Consider the following 17,524-nt stretch of genomic DNA (forward strand, 5'->3'; position numbering starts at 1 on the left):
GCAATAAAAAAGTATCCTGTGACGGGTGAACACGTGGCATATTAATACTAAAGTAATTAAAAGTTCTTCCGCAGGTATCCTCGTGAGAAGAGAAAGCGGATCAAAAAACAAGCCCCGTGGGATTATCCTATGGGGCTTTTTAATCGTGAGCTGCCTAAGTCAGAGAGACTCCATGAATAGGAAGTCTCGTAAATGAACGATATTAATTCCTTCCGGAGTGATTCCTGTCGTAAAATCGTCTAGCGTGATGATGTATTTGGGAAAATGATCGGAAACTCTTAATAAAGGTGCCATTTCTCGATCCCGAGTCCTCTCAGCTTCAATTCGGAAGCTCACTTGCAAGTAGATGCGCTCCTCTAGGCGATGGGCTATGAAATCAATCTCCAAAGTATCTATCTTGCCGACTAACACTTGATATCCAAGTCGGAGTAATTGCATGTAAACTAAGTTTTCCATCCACTTTTGAATATCGGATAAAGGATTGATCCCGCAGATAGCATTACGAATCCCTAAATCCTCAAAATAATATTTCTCTCCGATTTCGAAAATCTTCAATCCTTGTATATCGGCCCTAGACACTTTGTACAGGAAATAGGCCTGCGAGAGAGCGGTGGAGTAGTCTATTACCATTTGGGTAGGTAACTGTTGCCGTTGTGACTTTAGGTATTTGCTAATGTTACTGGCTGAAAAGAGACTGCCGATGTTGTCCGCTAAATAATTTACCAGACGCTCGAGGAAATCGACATTTCGTATCTGCTTTCTTGCTATTACATCCTTTAGGAGGATGGTGGAATATAGATTTTGTAGATAATCCATGGAAAGCCGCTCGTCTCCATTTAGGTGGATTAAATAAGGCATTCCGCCAATACGCATGTATTTTTGTAAGCTCTCGTTATTGTTTTCCAGTCTGTGGAAATCAAGAAACTCACGGAAGGACAGGCTGTGGATGGGGAACTCGATATATCGTCCTGCAAGGAGAGTCGCTAACTCACCAGATAACATATTAGCGTTGCTACCCGTACAATATAGGTCGCAGTTTCCTTCGGCTAATAGACTTCTCAAGGAATTCTGAAAGTTTGGAATCTCTTGTATCTCGTCAATAAACACATAATTAGCCTGCTCGCTTGAAAGTCTCTGGTGGATATATTGATATAGCTCATCATCCGTATGGATATTACTGAATTCCTTCAATTCTTTATTGATTGCGATAATATTTGCGTTAAGATCTTCATGCTTGATCTTTTCGATGAGTTGCAATAATATATAGCTTTTACCTATACGCCGTTGTCCGGTCAACACCTTGATAATGGGTTGCCCGATATATGGACGGAATTTATCCATATAATAAGGTCGTTCTATTATATTTCTCATTTTGTTAGATATAACTGATACTTTACGCAAATATAGTATTTTTATTAGATATAACTAATAAAACGGGTAAATAGGGGAGAGTTTGTGAGATATAACTGATAAAAGCGGACGCTTATCGTATCGCCACCTTGCGTACCGTATCGCCAATGCGGATGATATAATATCCCTTTGCGATATCTACGACATATTCGGCGGTGGACTGCTTGACTTCGATTTCTTTCACCTTGATGCCTACGACACTGTAGATTTCCAAGATACTCCCGACAGGAGCGTTCTCTACCTTGATGCGATTCTCGTAGGCCGTGATTTCGATAGGAGAGGGATCTTCTTGCCTAGAAGCAAATGTCTTGACTCCCGATTTATTAGCTTGCGCGTAAACCGGATAACTTGCGGAGAATGCAAGTGCCAAAGCGATGATATGTATAAGCTTCATTTACTTGTCCCTAAATTCGTACAAATGTAGAAAGTTTTCTGCATATTAGAAAGTAATTAGCTTTATTTCGTAAAACGGATGTATGATTATACGCTAAGCCTCATACCTTCCTCTCCTAAGATCGTGCCGGGAAATATCTTGTCTGCTTCTTTCTTTAACGGTGCCATATCCTCGTAACGAGCCGAGTAATGACCGATAACCAATCGCTTCACTTGGGCTTTATAAGCAATCTCGGCCGCTTGGCGGGCGGTAGAGTGGAAGGTCTCTTTCGCACGTGCGGCGTCACATTCAGCGAAAGTCGCCTCGTGGTATAATAAATCCACCCCTTCAATGATGGAGATTATAGATGGGTGAAAAGCTGTATCCGAGCAATAAGCATACCGTTTGGGAGCGACGGCAGGACGGGTTAAGCGGGCATTCGGGATTACCTCTCCTTCCGGGGTGACGAAATCAGCGCCCCTTTTGATCTCTTGCATCATACGGACAGGAACTTGATAGAAATCTGTCATCTCCCGGATGATATGCGCTTCTTTGGCTTTCTCGGCGAATAAATAGCCACAACAGGGTATACGGTGCTTTAACGGAATGGAATAAACGCTTAAGGAGCGATCTTCCATAACCAACGAATGAGTTGTCGGGTCGATTAAGTTAAAACGGATCTCATAAGGCAACTCTTTGCAAAAGATATCAAGTATCGGACGCATATAGCTCTCGATCTCTTTCGGCCCATGAATAACAAGTTCTCCATTACGTCCAAGCATACCTAATGTAGAGATCAATCCCGGTAGCCCGAAGCAATGATCTCCGTGTAGGTGGGAGATGAAGATATGATTTAAACGACTGAATTTTATACGCATACGACGCATTTGCACTTGCGTGCCTTCTCCGCAGTCGATCATGTATAGTTTATCTCGTAAATCTACTATTTGAGAGGTCGCCAGATGGCGTGTCGTGGGCAATGCGGAACCGCATCCCAATATGTTTATATCAAAATCAGCCATTTGTTGTCTATGGGAATAATTGAGTGCAAAGATAATACAAAAGCATTTCTGTTCTGTGAAAAATAACAAAAAAACAAAGTGTAATGTATGCAGGATGAGGTGGATTCCATATATTTGTTTGCTGTCCTTCGGGAAAGCGAATATACAGTCGGTAAATAGACTTAAGATATTTTTTTCTAAGCCTTAACTAACTTTTTCTTTTTGTTTAAAACGGTTAAATGTAGAAACGGCCAAGCGTGAGCTTCGCCGTTTCCTTTTTTTATTGTTATTTTGAAATCTAAATACCTATATCTAATAAATTATGTCATTTAACAATCTACGATTATGAACAAGAATTTTATCTCTGTTTTCTTCCTGATGCTCGCTATGGGCGTATCTGTTATGGCCCAGAGTTATGAGGAAGATTTGGCTTTTTTTAAGGAACGAGTAAAGACTTTAGGCTCGGATGAGTTCGGAGGGCGTAAGCCTTTGACCGAGTATGAGACGAAAACAATCCATTACATCGCTGATGAATTTAAGAAACTAGGTCTTCAACCTGCTAATGGCGATAGTTATTTCCAGCCGGTGAAGGAAATATCTACTTTTACCCGTCCGGTAAAGGATAAGATCACGGTGAAATGCGCGAAAGGCTCTATGGATTTGAAGTTCTCGGATGATATTGTCGTTTGGACGAACCGGGGAACTGAGCAGGTAGTTATCCCTACTACGGACTATGTGTTCTGTGGGTTTGGCATTAATGCGCCGGAATATGGATGGAACGATTATGCGAATGTAGACGTGAAGGGGAAAATCGTTATCGCTATGGTGAATGATCCCGGTTTTTATGATGCGTCTTTGTTCCGTGGAAAGAACATGACTTATTATGGCCGTTGGACTTATAAGTTCGAGGAGGCGCAACGCCAAGGTGCCGCAGGTTTATTGGTTCTTCATAACGAGGCGGCCGCTTCGTATGGTTGGAAGGTCTGTCAGGCTTCTCACGTGCAGACAAATATCGCTCTTTGCTCGGAGACAATGAATGCGGAAGCTTTGGGCATGAAGGGATGGCTCTCGGAGGAGGCTTGCAAGAAAATGTTCGCCCTTAGCGGATTGAATTTTGACGAGACGATTGCCGCTGCGAAGAAACCGGGTTTCAAGAGTTTTACGATGAAGGCGAAAAGTAAGGTTATATTAAATGTAAAGATGACTGTAGGCGAGTCTCATAACGTGGCGGCTGTTTTACCGGGCACGGACCTGAAAGACGAATACTTGGTTTTTACCGCTCACTGGGATCATTTTGGGATCGGCACGCCGATAGATGGGGACAGTATCTATAATGGCGCTAGCGATAATGCTTCGGGCGTGGCAACCTTAATGTTATTAGCTAAGAAATATCAATCATTGCCTGTTCATCCCCGTCGTTCCATCGTATTCGTGGCGGTGACTTCCGAGGAATGTGGCTTATTAGGTTCTCAGTACTATTGTGAGCATCCTTTGTTCCCTTTATCTAAAACGGCTATTAACTTGAACTTTGACGGCACGGCTCCGCATGAGCGTACCCATGATATTTCTCTCCGGGCTGCGGGTAAGACGGATACGGATGCCTTGGTGATCGCTATGGCCTCGGCACAAGGACGGACCGTGAAGGTTATTACCGAAGATCCTGCGGGTGGTTATTTCCGTTCCGATCATTTTAATTTCGTGAAAAAAGGCGTACCTACGATTTTAGTTGGTGGCGGTAAGGATTACGTGGATAAAGCACGCCATGAGGCTAAACCGAAAGTTTACCGGTATCACCAACCGAATGATGAGTATGATGAATCTTGGTGGGATTTTGATGGGGCTATGGAAGATATGAACTTAATGTTTAGTATCGGTTTAGTTATCGCCAACAATGATGAGATGCCTAAGTGGACAAAAGAGGCGGACTTCCAAAGGCAATAGATTAATGTGCCAATGTAGCAATATGCCAATATGCTAATGTGTCAATTAAGATACTATCACTTGTATTCTCACTTGACATTGACATATTGGCACATTGGCATATTATTTAATTTGCACATTATTTAATAGGTATGACCTCCTTCTTGCATTTCCTTACTATTGATCTTATGTAGATCAAGCGCTCTCCAAGCATAGAAAATGTAGGCTAATACGAATGGAACGAGAATAGATACATAGCTCATTACTTTCAACGTGAATGGGCTTGAGCAACTATTCTGGATCGTCAATGAACTTTGTAGATCCGCCAAAGATGGGTAGTAAGCCGTATTATTCCATCCTGCGCAAAGTAATAAAGCTAATACGGTCAAGACAGTCCCTGCTCCCGCAAACCAGATGCCTTTTCTCCAAGTCTTCGAGAATATCGTTTTCCCTATGCCGAATAGCACGCCAACCACGCCAATCAATAATACGGCTAACACGATTGGCATCTCGATCAGGTTCATAAAATACTTATACGGTTGCATAAATACTTCTCCGGTATCCGGATTTACGGCAAAACCGTCCACCAACAATAAACGGATCAAGAATGTCAAGAAAAAGACGAGGAACAAGATTGTCTCCGGTATCAATTGTTTCCGGCTTTTAGCGACAATCTCCGGATCATCGATATTGTTGATAAAATAGAGTAGGGCCAGAGCTCGTGCCAAGAAGAAAACTGCCAGTCCTAGGCACAAATTCCAAAATACCAAAGCCGCCTCTAATCCATGCCAAGGATTGGCCCACGTGGAAATGACGGGCATGGCTACATCAGTCAACTGTTCTTTGTTAACAATAAATTCAGCGCCGTTAAAGAAGGTCGCTACAGCGGTTCCGAGTAAGATCGGACCTGCTATACCATTGATCATAAGAAATACTTGATACGTCTTTTTCCCGAGTAGGTTGCCTTTTTTCGCTTGATACTCGTAAGATACAGCTTGTATCACGAAGCAAAGCAAGATCAGCATCCATACCCAATAGGCTCCGCCGAAGCTTGTGGAATAAAATAAAGGGAAAGAGGCGAAGAAAGCACCTCCGAAAGTGACCAACGTAGTGAAAGTAAACTCCCACTTACGCCCGGTCGAGTTCAATAACATTTTTTGCTGTATCTCCGTCTTGCCGATAGTGAAGAGTAGAGATTGGCCTCCTTGTACAAAAAGAAGGAATACTAATAGCGCTCCGAGTAGAGATACCAGAAACCACCAGTAATGTTGTAACAATATATATGTACTATCCATAGGACTTTCTATTTAAGAATTGATATTTGAAAATTGAAAATTAGTGGGCGGCAGCTTCCGGCCCTTTCTTGATGGCCTTAACCATGATTCCAATCTCTGCGATCAGCAGGATCGTAAATAAGATAAGGAACAGGTAGAAAGTGGTCTGTACCGAGGATGGGTTTAACTTGGATATCGAAGCGCTGGTCGGCAAGATATCCTGTATAGCCCAAGGTTGACGTCCTACCTCCGCTACGATCCAACCGGCTTGTCCCGCTATATATCCTAAAGGTATAGACCATAGGCCCACGTATTGCAACCAACGTGTATTAGCGATTTTCCCTTTTTTATCCCATATCAACGTAATAATGAATAGTAAGATGAAGAAACAACCAAGGATCACCATCACACGGAAAGAATAGAATGTCAATCCTACATGCGGGATTAACTCTGCCGGATCCTTAATATAACCATATCCGAAATAGGGGAAATTCTCTTCCAAGGTTACCCTGTATTGTGCGGCTGCTGCGGTATCTTTATCTTTAACCGCTTTGCGATAATCAGCTAACGCTTTGATGGCGGTTTTACCTTTCTCTATTTTTTCTTTGGCGGAGAGCGCTACCGTTCCTTTATTGGTCGTATAACCTCCCTCTATTAAGTTTACGATTCCCGGAACGTATGCGTTCATGTCACGTTCTGCTAAGAAGGAGAGGAGTTTGGGGAACTTAATGTCAAAAATAAATGCGTTCTGGTTATCCAGATAACTCGTCTTTGCCGGATTTAAGATGCCGATACCTACGAGTCCTACTCCGTTGCCACCCTCATAAAGACCTTCCATGGCGGCTAGTTTCATCGGCTGCTTTTGAGCGACTTGGTAAGCGGAGCCATCACCCGTCCAGATAATAAGGATGGAGGCTACCAACCCGAATATAGCGCTGACCTTGATACTTGACAAAGCGAATTCGGTATTCCGTTTCTTTAATAAATACCAGCAGCTGATTCCTAGTACGAACAAGGCGCCTACGATCCAACCGGACAATACCGTATGGAAAAACTTATTAATGGCGACAGGCGATAAGGCTACGGCCCAGAAATCGAACATCTCGTTACGGACCGTATCCGGATTGAAATGCATACCGACCGGATATTGCATCCATGCGTTAGCGATCAAGATCCAGAGAGCGGAAAGAGTAGCGCCGATAATCGTCAGCCAAGTGGAGGCGAGATGAAAGCGTTTGCTAACCTTGTCCCAACCAAAAAACATAACAGCGATAAAGGTAGCTTCCATAAAGAAGGCGAGAATTCCCTCGATAGCCAAAGGTGCCCCGAAGATATCCCCGACAAACCAACTATAGTTAGACCAGTTGGTTCCGAACTCGAACTCGAGGATCAATCCCGTAGCGACACCGATAGCGAAATTGATACCGAATAATTTCATCCAAAATTGGGCGGTCTTTTTCCATGCCTCATTACCTGTCCGATAATAAATCGTCTCCATAATAGCTTGGATAACGCCAAGTCCTAGTGTTAGTGGCACGAAGAGCCAATGATACATGGCAGTAAGGGCAAATTGAGCCCTCGACCAATCGATCAATGAAGTGTCAATGTTTTCAATCATATTTATTAATGTTTTAAGGATTTATTGCCCGTTGTATGAGTTCGTTCGATACGTGGTTCTCCTTCTCACTATCGCTATCGAATTGCCCGAGATAATTAGGAAAGAAGAATAATCTCAGGATAAAAAACATGATAAACAATTTGACTAGAATGATTAGCCAAAGAGTCTTGCCCAGCTTCATCTCCCGGAATCCTTCCAGATAAAAGCGATATATTCGTATGAATGCAGATTCTTTTTTCATATAGTTGTTCTCATTTAAGATAACAGTTGTTAATATGAATATGTTTTCATGTTTTTACAAATATATCCAAACTGCGTTAATAAAATACCCCCAATCCTATAGATAATATTTATGAAATTATAAATAAGATCTATCCTGTCTGTTAAAAAAAACTATTTTAAATAAGAAAGCGGTCTTTTGATCTTGTCAATAATACAGCATTGGCTATATTTGCGACAATTTGTTGCCTGTAAAGGTGTAAAGACACATGAAATATCATTGTTAAGTGCTAATCTATAAAAAATTATTACTATGTCTAACATTTCTAGAAGATCTTTTCTTCAAAAAGGTACGGCTGCCGCAGCAGCTTTGACTATTGTTCCGAGTGCGGTCCTAGGTAAAACCCATGGTCATATCGCTCCAACTGATAAATTGAATATTGCCGGTGTTGGTATCGGAGGTATGGGTAACGCTAACTTAAAGAACATGGAGACTACCGAGAATATCGTAGCTCTTTGTGACATCGACTGGAAGTACTCAAAACCTGTATTCGACCGTCATCCTCAAGCTAAAAAATACTGGGACTATCGTAAGATGTATGATGAGATGGGTAAATCTATTGACGCTGTGTTGGTAGCTACCGCTGACCATACTCATGCGATGATCACAGCTGACGCTATGACGCTTGGCAAACACGTATACACTCAGAAACCGTTGACTCACTCTGTTTATGAGTCCCGTTTGCTTACGAACTTGGCTAAGAAGTGTGACGTAGCTACTCAGATGGGTAACCAAGGTTCTTCATTGGCTGAAGGTGTAGATTTGATCTGTGAATGGATTTGGAATGGTGAGATCGGTGAGGTTACTAAAGTAGAATGCGCTACCAACCGTCCTATCTGGCCGCAAGGTTTGAACGCTCCTGAGAAAGTTGATAAGATTCCTTCTACATTGAATTGGGATTTGTTTACGGGTCCTGCTAAATTGAGACCGTTTAATAAGACATATCATCCTTGGAACTGGCGCGGATGGTGGGATTATGGTACAGGTGCGTTGGGTGATATGGCTTGCCACATCTTACATCCGGTATTCAAAGGCTTGAATTTAGGCTATCCGACAAGAGTTCAAGGTTCTTCTACATTGTTATTACAAGACTGTGCTCCTAACGCTCAGCATGTTAAGTTGGTATTCCCGGCTCGTGATAATATGCCAAAGGTAGCTATGCCGGAGGTTGAAGTTCACTGGTATGATGGTGGTATGATGCCGGATCGTCCAGAAGGATTCCCTCAAGGTAAGGAATTGATGGGTGAAGGTGGTGGATTGTGTATCTTCCATGGTACGAAAGATACATTGATCTGCGGTTGCTACGGTGTTAACCCATGGTTGTTATCTGGTCGTAAACCGAACGTTCCTCAAACATTGCGCCGCGTGAAAGACGCTATGAAGGGTGGTCACGAACAAGACTGGATTCGTGCTTGTAAGGAAAGCGCAGGCAGCCGTGTTCAGACGAAGTCTAACTTCTTGGAGGCTGGTCCGTTCAATGAAATGGTTGTAATGGGTGTATTGGCTGTTCGTTTGCAAAGATTGAATAAAGAATTGTTGTGGGATGGCCCTAACATGAGATTTACGAATATCGATCCGAATGAGACAATCAAGATCATCAAGAAAGATACATTCGAGGTTATCGATGGTGACCCGAAATTCAAGACAGAGTGGACGGATCCAATTAATGCTCAAGAATTTGCCGCAGGCTTGATCAAGCACAACTACCGTGAAGGCTGGAAGTTGGTAGATATGCCGAGATAATAGTTTTAACTCAATAAATAAAATGAAAAAGTCAGTATTATTAGCAAGTGCCGCTATCATGATGTGTTATTTCACTTCTTGTGGTGGTGGAAAGAAAACAGAAGAAGCTCCTGCAGCTGCTGAGACTACAACAGAAGCCGCAGCTCCTGAGTACAAGCTCATGACAGATCTTCCTACTGTAGATATCACGACTTTCCCGAAAGATAAAGAGGGTAGATATGTGATCTTCGATGGTAAGACATTCAATGGCTGGAGAGGTTATGACCGTGCTGACGTTCCGGGTGCTTGGACAATCGAGGACGGAGCGATCAAAATCAATGGCTCTGGTGCTGGTGAGGCTGGTGCTTCCAACGGTGGGGACTTGATCTTCGCTCATAAGTTGGGTAACTTCGAGCTTGAGTTCGAATGGAAAGTAGGTAAAGGCTCTAACTCTGGTGTATTCATCATGATTCAAGAGGTAGAGGGACAACCTTCTTACATCTCTGCTCCTGAGTACCAAGTATTGGATAACGAGAACCACCCCGACGCTAAGTTAGGTAAGGATGGCAACCGTAAATCTTCTTCTTTGTATGACATGATTCCTGCTAAACCGCAGAACGCAAAACCGTTCGGTGAGTGGAACAAGGGTAAGATCATGTGCTATAAGGGTACAGTTGTTCACTATTTGAATAGCGATGAACCTGTTGTTGAGTATCACTTGTGGACTCCGCAATGGAAAGAAATGTTGGATAATAGCAAATTTAGCAAAGACAAATGGCCGTTGGCTTATGAGTTGTTGTTGAATTGCGGTGGCGCTAACAAAGAAGGTTTCATCGGATTTCAAGACCACGGGGATGATGTTTGGTTCCGTAACATTACTGTTAAAGTTTTGGATTAATCGTATCAAGCACATTTTAGCATAAATAACGCCCGAGGCCTAAATCTATGATTTTAGCTTCGGGTGTTGTGTTTTTAATAATCGACTTTTTCTAAACCAATTTTTTAGGACCAAGAAATGAAAATAGAACAAGGTTACACGAAAGCGCAGATGACTTGGCTGATGATGCTGCGTCTTTTTATAGGTTGGCACTTTATGTATGAAGGCCTAGTAAAAATCATGAACCCAAAATGGACATCTCTACCCTATCTACTCGATTCAAAGGGTCCCGCTGCTTCATTTTTTATCAAATTGACTCAAGACGACAGTTTGATGACGACCATCAACTTCTTGAATGAGTGGGCTCTGTTATTGATCGGCCTAGGCTTGACTTTAGGCTGTTTGTATCGTTTATCTTCTGTTGGAGGTATGATTCTTCTCGCTATGTACACGTTATCCCACCCCTCTTTTGTGGGAGCGAGCTATATGATGCCGTTTGAAGGCTCTTATTTATGGATTGACAAGAACCTTGTGGAGTTCGCCGCCTTAGGTTTGATGTGCGTATTCCCTACATCACAAATCATAGGATTCGATCGTGTGTTAGGACGTGTGTGTCCGATATTGCATAAACTTAAATTTATTTGATACCCATGGCAACAGAAGATGCAAAGAATACTCCTTCTCAGGAGCAAATGCCCGATAAAGGACGTCGGGACACATTGAAGACATTGGCTACAGTGCCTATCTTAGGTGCTTTGGCATATGGCGTTTACCAAAAAAGGAAAGACGCTTTAAGAGGCCGTAACATATCAGATGTATTTCAGGTAAGTAACAGACAGGCCTCCTATTTGGAGCCGCAAGGCGATGGCAAGAAGATCCGTATCGGTTTGGTCGGCTTCGGTATTCGTGGAAAGCAATTGATGCGTGCCGCAGGTTTCGCTGAGCCTTCTTGGATCGATAAGATGAAAGAGGCTAATAAGCTGAATAAGAAGGATACGCGTTATCAGCAATATATGGAGCAAGATGATCTGAATATTGAGATAACCGCGGTTTGTGATATATTTGATGTATATGGTGAGGCCGCTGTATTGACCGGTTCCAATATCCATCGTGAGGGTAGCGGCGGTAAGTTCGGGCCTGCTCCGAAACGTTACCGGACTTATCAAGAGCTGGTAACGGCTCCGGATGTGGATGCCGTTATTATCGCTGGTCCGGACCACTGGCATAGCACGATCGCTATGGCTGCGGCACGTGCCGGAAAGCATGTATATTGCGAGAAACCGTTATCATGGACGGTTCCTGAGACGTATATGGTTCGCCAAGTGATCAAAGAGACCGGCGTTGTATTTCAGTTAGGTCACCAAGGACGTCAGACCGATTGCTATCAGAAGGCCGAGGAGATTATCGGTAACGGATTATTAGGCCCTGTTAACTTGATCGAGGTTTGTACGAACCGTAACTCTCCAAATGGTGCTTGGGTATATGATATTATCGAAGGCTCAAATCCTAATACGATTGATTGGAAGCAGTTCGAGGGTGATCCTGAGCGTATTAAGGAATATATGGATTATATGACATCCAACAAGCTTGAAAGATATATCGGTCCGGACGAGCGTAGCAAGTTCAGTCTGGAACGTTTCTTCCGCTGGCGTTGCTGGTGGGATTATAGTACAGGTCTTTCCGGTGACTTGTTGACACATGAGTATGACGCTGTCAACCAGATCATGCATGTGGGTATACCTCATTCCGCTACTTCATCCGGCGGTGTTTATTTCTTCAAGGACGGACGTACGGTACCTGATGTATTGCAGACTACTTTCGAGTGGCCGGATCGTGACTTGACGATGTTGTATAGCGCTACATTGGCAAGTAGCCGTAACCGTGGCAAGGTGTTCATGGGGCATGATGCTTCTATGGAGGTTTCCAATATCTTGGCTATTACGGTTGACCAAGATTCCACTCGTTATGCGGATAAGATCAAGGAAGGTATTATTCCTACAGATACTCCGTTCTATACCTATGTACCGGGACAAAATAGCTCGGATTCCGTTACATCTCCTACGGAGTTGTATTTCGCTAAACGTGGTTTGCTGTATACGTATGTAAATGGTAAACGTTATGATACGACTCACTTGCATATCCGTGAGTGGCTAGAATGTATCCGTCAAGGCAAGACTCCTAGCTGTAATATCGACGCTGCTTTCCAAGAAGCTATGACTGCCCACATGGGTACGCGTGCTTATCTGGAAGGACGTACGATGTACTGGGATAAGGACAAAGAAGAGATCGTAAGAGGTGAACTTGCGTAAGTATCTAAAAAGACGATAAATAACTTTCCCAAGAAGCGAACTTCATAAATGGATGGAGTTCGCTTCTTTTATTTGTGCATGTATAAAATTTCTTCTCTTTTTTGTAACCGATTTGTGATTACTCATGTCTTATTGATAAAAGCGAATAATTTATTAAACCTTTAAAGAATAAAAGATATGAACGAGTTGTGGATTCCTATTTTAGGTGTTATTTGTGCGGTAGGTATGCCGGTATTGTTAGGTATTATCGCTAGTTACATGACCATTAAAAGTAAGCATGAGGAAAAGATGGCGATGATCGAGAAAGGAATTGTGCTGGAAGAGGCTATGCGCCCCGAGAGAAGGCCTAATCGTTATAATACCCTGCGTAACGGTATTTTTATGATCGGTTTGTCATTGGGTGTGATTGTCGGTATGATGCTCGACTCTGCTTTCACTTACGATAGCGATTGGTTCTTTTTGTTAGTTCCGGCTATTACGATTATGTTCGGTGGAGTAGCTTTTATAATTTATTTCTTTCTTTCCCGTTCTTTAATGGAGAAGGAGAGATTGGAGGACGAGAAGAAAATGCGTCTGGAAGAATAAACGATACCGAATGGATGAGCGAAAGTGGATAGAACGTATTTTGGCAGGGGACACGCAAAGTTTCTCCTGCCTTGTCGCGAAGTATGAGAAGATGGCTTATACCATCGCTCTTCGTATCTTGGAAAATCGCGAGGAGGCAGAAGAGGCCGTACAGGATGCGTTCGTGAAGATGTATCGTGCTCTTTCCGATTTTCATTTCGATAGTAAGTTCTCAACATGGTTTTATAGGATCGTGTATCGTACGGCGTTGACGGCCTTGAGACAACAGCGTATGTTCGTGAGTTATGAGGAGGCGGGCCCTGTAGACCTTTCGAATGACGAGGTTGAATCGGCTACGGCTTTATTAGAGCGTGAGGACCGGAAAGAGATGATCGCACGTACGCTGAAAAAGCTTCCGGCTGATGAGGCCTTGTTGCTTACTCTTTATTATTTGGAGGAATGCTCGGTGGAAGAGATCTGTCAGATCACTGAATTGAGCGCTTCTAATGTGAAAGTAAAACTATTCCGTGGGCGGAAACGGTTTTATGAAGTGTTGCAAGATAAAATGAAATTAGAGACAGCTGATTTGTTATGAATATGAATGAGAAAGATATTGATCATTTGACACGTAAGTTGATGCGAGGGACGGCGGAACAACCTTCGGCCTCATTAAACTCCCGTATTATGGCATTGATTATACAAGAGAAGAAGCGGGTATATAAGTACTATATCAAGAAACGATTTACACCTGTAGGCATTTTTAGCATATTTGTCGCTTATATGCTTGTGTTAGTAGGCATCTTGTATTTGGTTAAGCTTTCTCCGGGCGGGACGGAAACGGTTTTAGGTTCTTTGCGAGCCTATTTCCCGATTGTTTTAACGATTGCTTCCGGGATCTCTTGTTTCTTCCTGTTTACACAACTCGATAACTGGTTGAAGAGAGAAGAGATACGCCGCCAAAACACCTCAAAATAAAAATATCCGGTGTAGAGACGGGGCACGCCCCGTCTCTACAACCGATTAATTGGCCTTGACTTTTAGATTTCCGTAACGATTTCCTTCGAAGTGAATCGTCGGTTGCTTTCCACCATTAATCTCATAAGTGTAATTCTTGTCACGATCCTCATCGTCAAAATGCTTGCGGGTGATATTGAAACCGTTCACGTCGCAGCTTGAATACTTCATGTTCTCCGCTACTATCCGGAAAGAAGTTTTTGCGGGAAGCGCTACCTCTAAATTCCCATAATGAGATTCTACGTTCACCTTCGAGAAAGAGTGAGACAAGTTTCGTATCTTTAAGTTACTATAGCTAAGGCTACTTACATTCAAGGCATCTTTAAGGGTCCCGATTTTAGCGTCGCTGTACTTAATCTCCATGTCTAGTCTGCTTACGCTTTCAATGGTGAGATTACCATATTTAATCTCCATGCGTAAAGATTGTATATCCTGTATATCCAGATTGGAATATTTACTGTCTATCGTTAAATCTTTAGCGTTGCGAATCTTGGCGGTTCCTACGTAGCCCAGATCCAGTTGGGCGTCCTGCAGATTTCCTACCTCGATGTTACCATATTTGGCCTCTATCATTGCGTTGGCTGTGAAATTACCCGCATTCAGGTTGCCGTATTTTACATGGATATCCATGTTGCCGTTATTATCGCTTGGCAAGTTGATATTTCCATATTTCTGGTTCAAGTCTGCGGCGAGCTTAGGAGGCATCTGGATATAATAATTGATCGTCATGGACTCATTATTTGAATTGCTATTCATCTCCTTCTTTATCGTAGTGACCGCTGAGACAATACCACCTATCTTCTTGGTCTCGATTTGGATACGGTCCAAGTTCTCTTGAGCACGTTCCTCGCTGCGAGCCTTACATTCTACCTCAACCCGTATAGCTACCGTATTCTGATTCCAGTGGGTAACGGTGATGTTTCCATAACGGTTTTCTACTTGGAGACGATCACCGGCGCTTACGCTGTAGGATTGGGATATCTCTTTTTTCTTGATCTTCTCTTGTGGCCTAGCTATTGCCGATAGATTGCATAGCAGCAATACGAAAGCCAGCAATACGGTGGGACTCAATTTTACGTGTGTCGTGTTCATGATTGATATGTATTAATTGTTATTACTATTTCTGGTTATCCGTGACTTGTTCCATTTGCTTAAGCATCAGCGTGAGGCCCTCCAAGCTATTGCTGTAATGCTGGGTCATGGCGAAGAGACCGTCGTTGGAACAAGGCAAGGTAGGGAGTATCGTTTCCTCGAACATATAATTATCCGTGAGGATCCGTTTGCTCTCTTGCAATAACTCTTCCGCTCCCGGTGTCCGGTCCTGTTTATACAACTTCTTCATCTGCGTCAATACGTCGTTCATTTGCATATTGTAATATAGACGTAGTTCCTCGATCTCTTCTTGGGCCTCGCAGGTCTGGGCCGTGGTCTTTTGCGCGGGTTCCGGCAGACCGGTCCCTCCCGGCAAGCGGAATAAGAGCAACAAAGCGATAGAGGCAGCTATGACAAAGGCCGATAGGCTGTATAGGGCCGCACGGTTTTTCCGTGGCTTCGGCAGTTTTTGCTCGAAACGTTCGAAGTGACCTTCGGGAAGCATCTCATCTTCCTCGAATGCGTCACGGTTTGCGTCTATGAAATTCTTTAGTTTATCCATGTTTAATTGGCTGCTATAATGTCTAACAATTTCCGCTTGGCACGTAGGTACTGGCTACGGACGCTTGGCGGTTGGATTTTCAGGATAGAGGCGATCTCTTCCATGTCATATCCCTCAAAGAGGTAAAGCGAGAGGATTATGCGGTAGCCTGCCGGCAACTTCTTGGTAGCTTCCTTTATCTGTGCCACGGAGTATTGGATATCTTCCTCGTCCGGCCCTTCCTCGTCCGGTTCGGCCAGATTGTCGGAAAGCTCCTCTTGGTCCGGTGCTTGGCGACGTACATAATCGATGGCCGTATGGATGGCGATACGATGCATCCATGCCTCAAAGCATTGCCCGTCATGATATTGGTCCAAGCGTGTGAAGATCTTGAGGAACGAGTCCTGCATGGCTTCTTCCGCCTCGGATGAGTTGCCTACGATACGCAAGCAGGCTATATACAATCGCTGTGCGTATTGTTTGTACAACTTCAGTTGCGAGCTCCGGTCTCCCCGGCGGCAACCCTCGATCAGATGTTCGGTTACTTTGTCCATTTGTTTATATAAACGAGAGTGATGCCTTGACCGTTGCATCTTGTAGCGTAAAAATACAAAAAAAAGAAAGGCATCATCTCGACGCCTCTCCTCCTGAACTAAATGATAAAAATAAAAGTTATGTGGGAAGGTTTATTTCATGTCTGTTATATTGGAGATACTATCGTTCGTATAGCCTTGCGAAGTACCTTCCATTTTTGTCTTATCCGAATTATATTTCAATTTATAAGCCTGTTTCCCGTCGGAAGTCCAATAGTTTACGACAAGATCGACCGTCTCTCCTTTGGTATCCGGCAAGGAAGACAAGTTGAACGCCACACGTCCGGCCCCGATCGTATATTGGGGATCATCGTAAGCGTTATGCCTAAACTCCAGCGTATAAGGATCATTCTCGGCATCCGGTTGGATCAGGTTGATAAAGTGGGCGGTCTTGCCTCCCCAGAGTGTCTCGAAATAGATATTCAAATATCCGTCTCCGATCCACATATTATTGTTATAAATACTTACCGGGTCCGTACCATAGATAGAATCATTAGCCGCTCCCTCGTTCTTAGCGATGGATTTCGTAAGGATGTTATGGATCGCGTTCACCTTGATATAGTGGGAGAAACCTCCTAGGTTACTTTGGGTGGAATCCGCCAATATCGTGAAGTTAACCAAGGCACGTTGGTTAGGCTTCGGCTGATAGTTCGGATAGTTCGTGGCGGCGGGCCATAGCTTATCCCCGTCATCCAGCCGTAAGTAATATACGTTATTGCCTTCCGGTACTACGGTAGCGACCGCTATCCAGATATCACCTAAAGAATACGAGTTATCGTCATCTAAGCAAGAGGGTAGGGTGAGGGATACTAAAGCGATCCCGATAACCAATAAAAAAGCTCTCAACGTCTTCATTCCTTTTGTTTCTTAAAAAGTTCACATTTCATCGTTCTATGAAGAAAGATGTAAGTTCGGGGTGAAATGCTGCAAAAGACG

18 protein-coding genes are annotated in these 17,524 nt (G+C 43.4%); 8 read left to right on the top strand and 10 right to left on the bottom strand.

The genetic code is table 11. From position 1 onward, the window contains the following. Positions 1-159: 159 nt before the first annotated feature. The 3 genes from NBH07_RS12840 to NBH07_RS12850 form a co-directional block, all read right to left on the bottom strand. The gene (locus tag NBH07_RS12840; protein WP_039848961.1) at positions 160-1,371 is read right to left on the bottom strand and encodes an ATP-binding protein; all 1,212 of its coding nucleotides are present in this window, start codon (positions 1,369-1,371) and stop codon (positions 160-162) included. Between the two features lie 112 nt (positions 1,372-1,483). Then, complete coding sequence (locus NBH07_RS12845) at positions 1,484-1,804, bottom strand: T9SS type A sorting domain-containing protein (RefSeq protein WP_005861068.1); 321 nt, start codon at positions 1,802-1,804, stop codon at positions 1,484-1,486. An 86-nt stretch (positions 1,805-1,890) separates the two neighbouring features. Then, positions 1,891-2,805 carry a ribonuclease Z gene (locus tag NBH07_RS12850; RefSeq protein ID WP_009018384.1) on the bottom strand — a complete coding sequence of 305 codons (915 nt, stop codon included), beginning with the start codon at positions 2,803-2,805 and terminating at the stop codon, positions 1,891-1,893. 324 nt (positions 2,806-3,129) lie between these two features. Here NBH07_RS12850 and NBH07_RS12855 point away from each other — a divergent pair, with 324 nt between their 5' ends. After that, positions 3,130-4,725, top strand: a complete 1,596-nt coding sequence (locus NBH07_RS12855) for a M28 family peptidase (RefSeq protein ID WP_009018383.1) — start codon at positions 3,130-3,132, stop codon at positions 4,723-4,725. A gap of 122 nt (positions 4,726-4,847) precedes the next feature. On the opposite strand, the gene NBH07_RS12860 is transcribed toward NBH07_RS12855, so the two are convergent. The 3 genes from NBH07_RS12860 to NBH07_RS12870 are packed head-to-tail and all read right to left on the bottom strand — an operon-like array spanning position 4,848 to position 7,837. After that, on the bottom strand, positions 4,848-5,999 hold the full coding sequence (locus NBH07_RS12860; RefSeq protein ID WP_005861074.1) for a cytochrome d ubiquinol oxidase subunit II: 1,152 nt from the start codon (positions 5,997-5,999) through the stop codon (positions 4,848-4,850). Between the two features lie 40 nt (positions 6,000-6,039). Then, positions 6,040-7,596 (bottom strand): cytochrome ubiquinol oxidase subunit I, encoded by a 1,557-nt coding sequence (locus tag NBH07_RS12865; RefSeq protein WP_005861076.1) that lies wholly within the window; start codon positions 7,594-7,596, stop codon positions 6,040-6,042. Between the two features lie 13 nt (positions 7,597-7,609). Then, positions 7,610-7,837, bottom strand: a complete 228-nt coding sequence (locus tag NBH07_RS12870) for a DUF4492 domain-containing protein (RefSeq protein ID WP_005861078.1) — start codon at positions 7,835-7,837, stop codon at positions 7,610-7,612. A 291-nt stretch (positions 7,838-8,128) separates the two neighbouring features. Between NBH07_RS12870 and NBH07_RS12875 the strand changes: the two genes are divergently transcribed. The 7 genes from NBH07_RS12875 to NBH07_RS12905 all read left to right on the top strand — a co-directional run bounded on the left by NBH07_RS12875 (position 8,129) and on the right by NBH07_RS12905 (position 14,323). Further along, the gene (locus NBH07_RS12875; protein ID WP_156682345.1) at positions 8,129-9,619 is read left to right on the top strand and encodes a glycoside 3-dehydrogenase; all 1,491 of its coding nucleotides are present in this window, start codon (positions 8,129-8,131) and stop codon (positions 9,617-9,619) included. Between the two features lie 22 nt (positions 9,620-9,641). Then, positions 9,642-10,496, top strand: coding sequence for a 3-keto-disaccharide hydrolase (locus NBH07_RS12880; RefSeq protein ID WP_005861081.1), 855 nt, complete (start codon positions 9,642-9,644; stop codon positions 10,494-10,496). A 117-nt stretch (positions 10,497-10,613) separates the two neighbouring features. Further along, entirely contained in the window at positions 10,614-11,120 is a 507-nt protein-coding gene (locus NBH07_RS12885; RefSeq protein ID WP_005861083.1) for a DoxX family membrane protein, read from the top strand. 5 nt (positions 11,121-11,125) lie between these two features. Further along, positions 11,126-12,784 carry a Gfo/Idh/MocA family protein gene (locus tag NBH07_RS12890; protein WP_005861085.1) on the top strand — a complete coding sequence of 553 codons (1,659 nt, stop codon included), beginning with the start codon at positions 11,126-11,128 and terminating at the stop codon, positions 12,782-12,784. 177 nt (positions 12,785-12,961) lie between these two features. Continuing rightward, complete coding sequence (locus NBH07_RS12895) at positions 12,962-13,369, top strand: DUF6249 domain-containing protein (RefSeq protein WP_005861087.1); 408 nt, start codon at positions 12,962-12,964, stop codon at positions 13,367-13,369. Positions 13,370-13,379: 10 nt separating this feature from the next. Continuing rightward, positions 13,380-13,943, top strand: coding sequence for an RNA polymerase sigma factor (locus NBH07_RS12900; protein WP_008773926.1), 564 nt, complete (start codon positions 13,380-13,382; stop codon positions 13,941-13,943). Positions 13,944-13,945: 2 nt separating this feature from the next. Continuing rightward, positions 13,946-14,323, top strand: a complete 378-nt coding sequence (locus NBH07_RS12905; protein WP_229045811.1) for a hypothetical protein — start codon at positions 13,946-13,948, stop codon at positions 14,321-14,323. A gap of 45 nt (positions 14,324-14,368) precedes the next feature. Here the strand turns inward: NBH07_RS12905 and NBH07_RS12910 are convergent, their stop codons facing one another. The 4 genes from NBH07_RS12910 to NBH07_RS12925 all read right to left on the bottom strand — a co-directional run bounded on the left by NBH07_RS12910 (position 14,369) and on the right by NBH07_RS12925 (position 17,443). Further along, on the bottom strand, positions 14,369-15,454 hold the full coding sequence (locus tag NBH07_RS12910) for a DUF4097 family beta strand repeat-containing protein (RefSeq protein WP_009018381.1): 1,086 nt from the start codon (positions 15,452-15,454) through the stop codon (positions 14,369-14,371). Between the two features lie 25 nt (positions 15,455-15,479). Then, positions 15,480-16,016 (bottom strand): hypothetical protein, encoded by a 537-nt coding sequence (locus NBH07_RS12915; RefSeq protein ID WP_009018380.1) that lies wholly within the window; start codon positions 16,014-16,016, stop codon positions 15,480-15,482. Positions 16,017-16,018: 2 nt separating this feature from the next. After that, positions 16,019-16,549, bottom strand: a complete 531-nt coding sequence (locus NBH07_RS12920; RefSeq protein ID WP_009018379.1) for an RNA polymerase sigma factor — start codon at positions 16,547-16,549, stop codon at positions 16,019-16,021. 132 nt (positions 16,550-16,681) lie between these two features. Beyond that, positions 16,682-17,443 (bottom strand): NigD1/NigD2 family lipoprotein, encoded by a 762-nt coding sequence (locus NBH07_RS12925; protein WP_008780656.1) that lies wholly within the window; start codon positions 17,441-17,443, stop codon positions 16,682-16,684. Between the last annotated feature and the right edge of the window lie 81 nt (positions 17,444-17,524).

The organism is Parabacteroides sp. B2-S-102, from assembly GCF_023656665.1.
GTDB lineage: Bacteria > Bacteroidota > Bacteroidia > Bacteroidales > Tannerellaceae > Parabacteroides > Parabacteroides distasonis.

Excerpts from the sequence above, each read along its gene's own strand:
- NBH07_RS12850 (WP_009018384.1), bottom strand. The coding sequence starts at position 2,805 with ATGGCTGATTTTGATATAAACATATTGGGATGCGGTTCCGCATTGCCC.
- NBH07_RS12880 (WP_005861081.1), top strand. The coding sequence starts at position 9,642 with ATGAAAAAGTCAGTATTATTAGCAAGTGCCGCTATCATGATGTGTTAT.
- NBH07_RS12855 (WP_009018383.1), top strand. The coding sequence starts at position 3,130 with ATGAACAAGAATTTTATCTCTGTTTTCTTCCTGATGCTCGCTATGGGC.
- NBH07_RS12870 (WP_005861078.1), bottom strand. The coding sequence starts at position 7,837 with ATGAAAAAAGAATCTGCATTCATACGAATATATCGCTTTTATCTGGAA.
- NBH07_RS12920 (WP_009018379.1), bottom strand. The coding sequence starts at position 16,549 with ATGGACAAAGTAACCGAACATCTGATCGAGGGTTGCCGCCGGGGAGAC.
- NBH07_RS12925 (WP_008780656.1), bottom strand. The coding sequence starts at position 17,443 with ATGAAGACGTTGAGAGCTTTTTTATTGGTTATCGGGATCGCTTTAGTA.
- NBH07_RS12860 (WP_005861074.1), bottom strand. The coding sequence starts at position 5,999 with ATGGATAGTACATATATATTGTTACAACATTACTGGTGGTTTCTGGTA.
- NBH07_RS12875 (WP_156682345.1), top strand. The coding sequence starts at position 8,129 with ATGTCTAACATTTCTAGAAGATCTTTTCTTCAAAAAGGTACGGCTGCC.
- NBH07_RS12845 (WP_005861068.1), bottom strand. The coding sequence starts at position 1,804 with ATGAAGCTTATACATATCATCGCTTTGGCACTTGCATTCTCCGCAAGT.
- NBH07_RS12910 (WP_009018381.1), bottom strand. The coding sequence starts at position 15,454 with ATGAACACGACACACGTAAAATTGAGTCCCACCGTATTGCTGGCTTTC.
- NBH07_RS12905 (WP_229045811.1), top strand. The coding sequence starts at position 13,946 with ATGAATGAGAAAGATATTGATCATTTGACACGTAAGTTGATGCGAGGG.
- NBH07_RS12840 (WP_039848961.1), bottom strand. The coding sequence starts at position 1,371 with ATGAGAAATATAATAGAACGACCTTATTATATGGATAAATTCCGTCCA.
- NBH07_RS12900 (WP_008773926.1), top strand. The coding sequence starts at position 13,380 with ATGGATGAGCGAAAGTGGATAGAACGTATTTTGGCAGGGGACACGCAA.
- NBH07_RS12895 (WP_005861087.1), top strand. The coding sequence starts at position 12,962 with ATGAACGAGTTGTGGATTCCTATTTTAGGTGTTATTTGTGCGGTAGGT.
- NBH07_RS12890 (WP_005861085.1), top strand. The coding sequence starts at position 11,126 with ATGGCAACAGAAGATGCAAAGAATACTCCTTCTCAGGAGCAAATGCCC.
- NBH07_RS12915 (WP_009018380.1), bottom strand. The coding sequence starts at position 16,016 with ATGGATAAACTAAAGAATTTCATAGACGCAAACCGTGACGCATTCGAG.
- NBH07_RS12885 (WP_005861083.1), top strand. The coding sequence starts at position 10,614 with ATGAAAATAGAACAAGGTTACACGAAAGCGCAGATGACTTGGCTGATG.
- NBH07_RS12865 (WP_005861076.1), bottom strand. The coding sequence starts at position 7,596 with ATGATTGAAAACATTGACACTTCATTGATCGATTGGTCGAGGGCTCAA.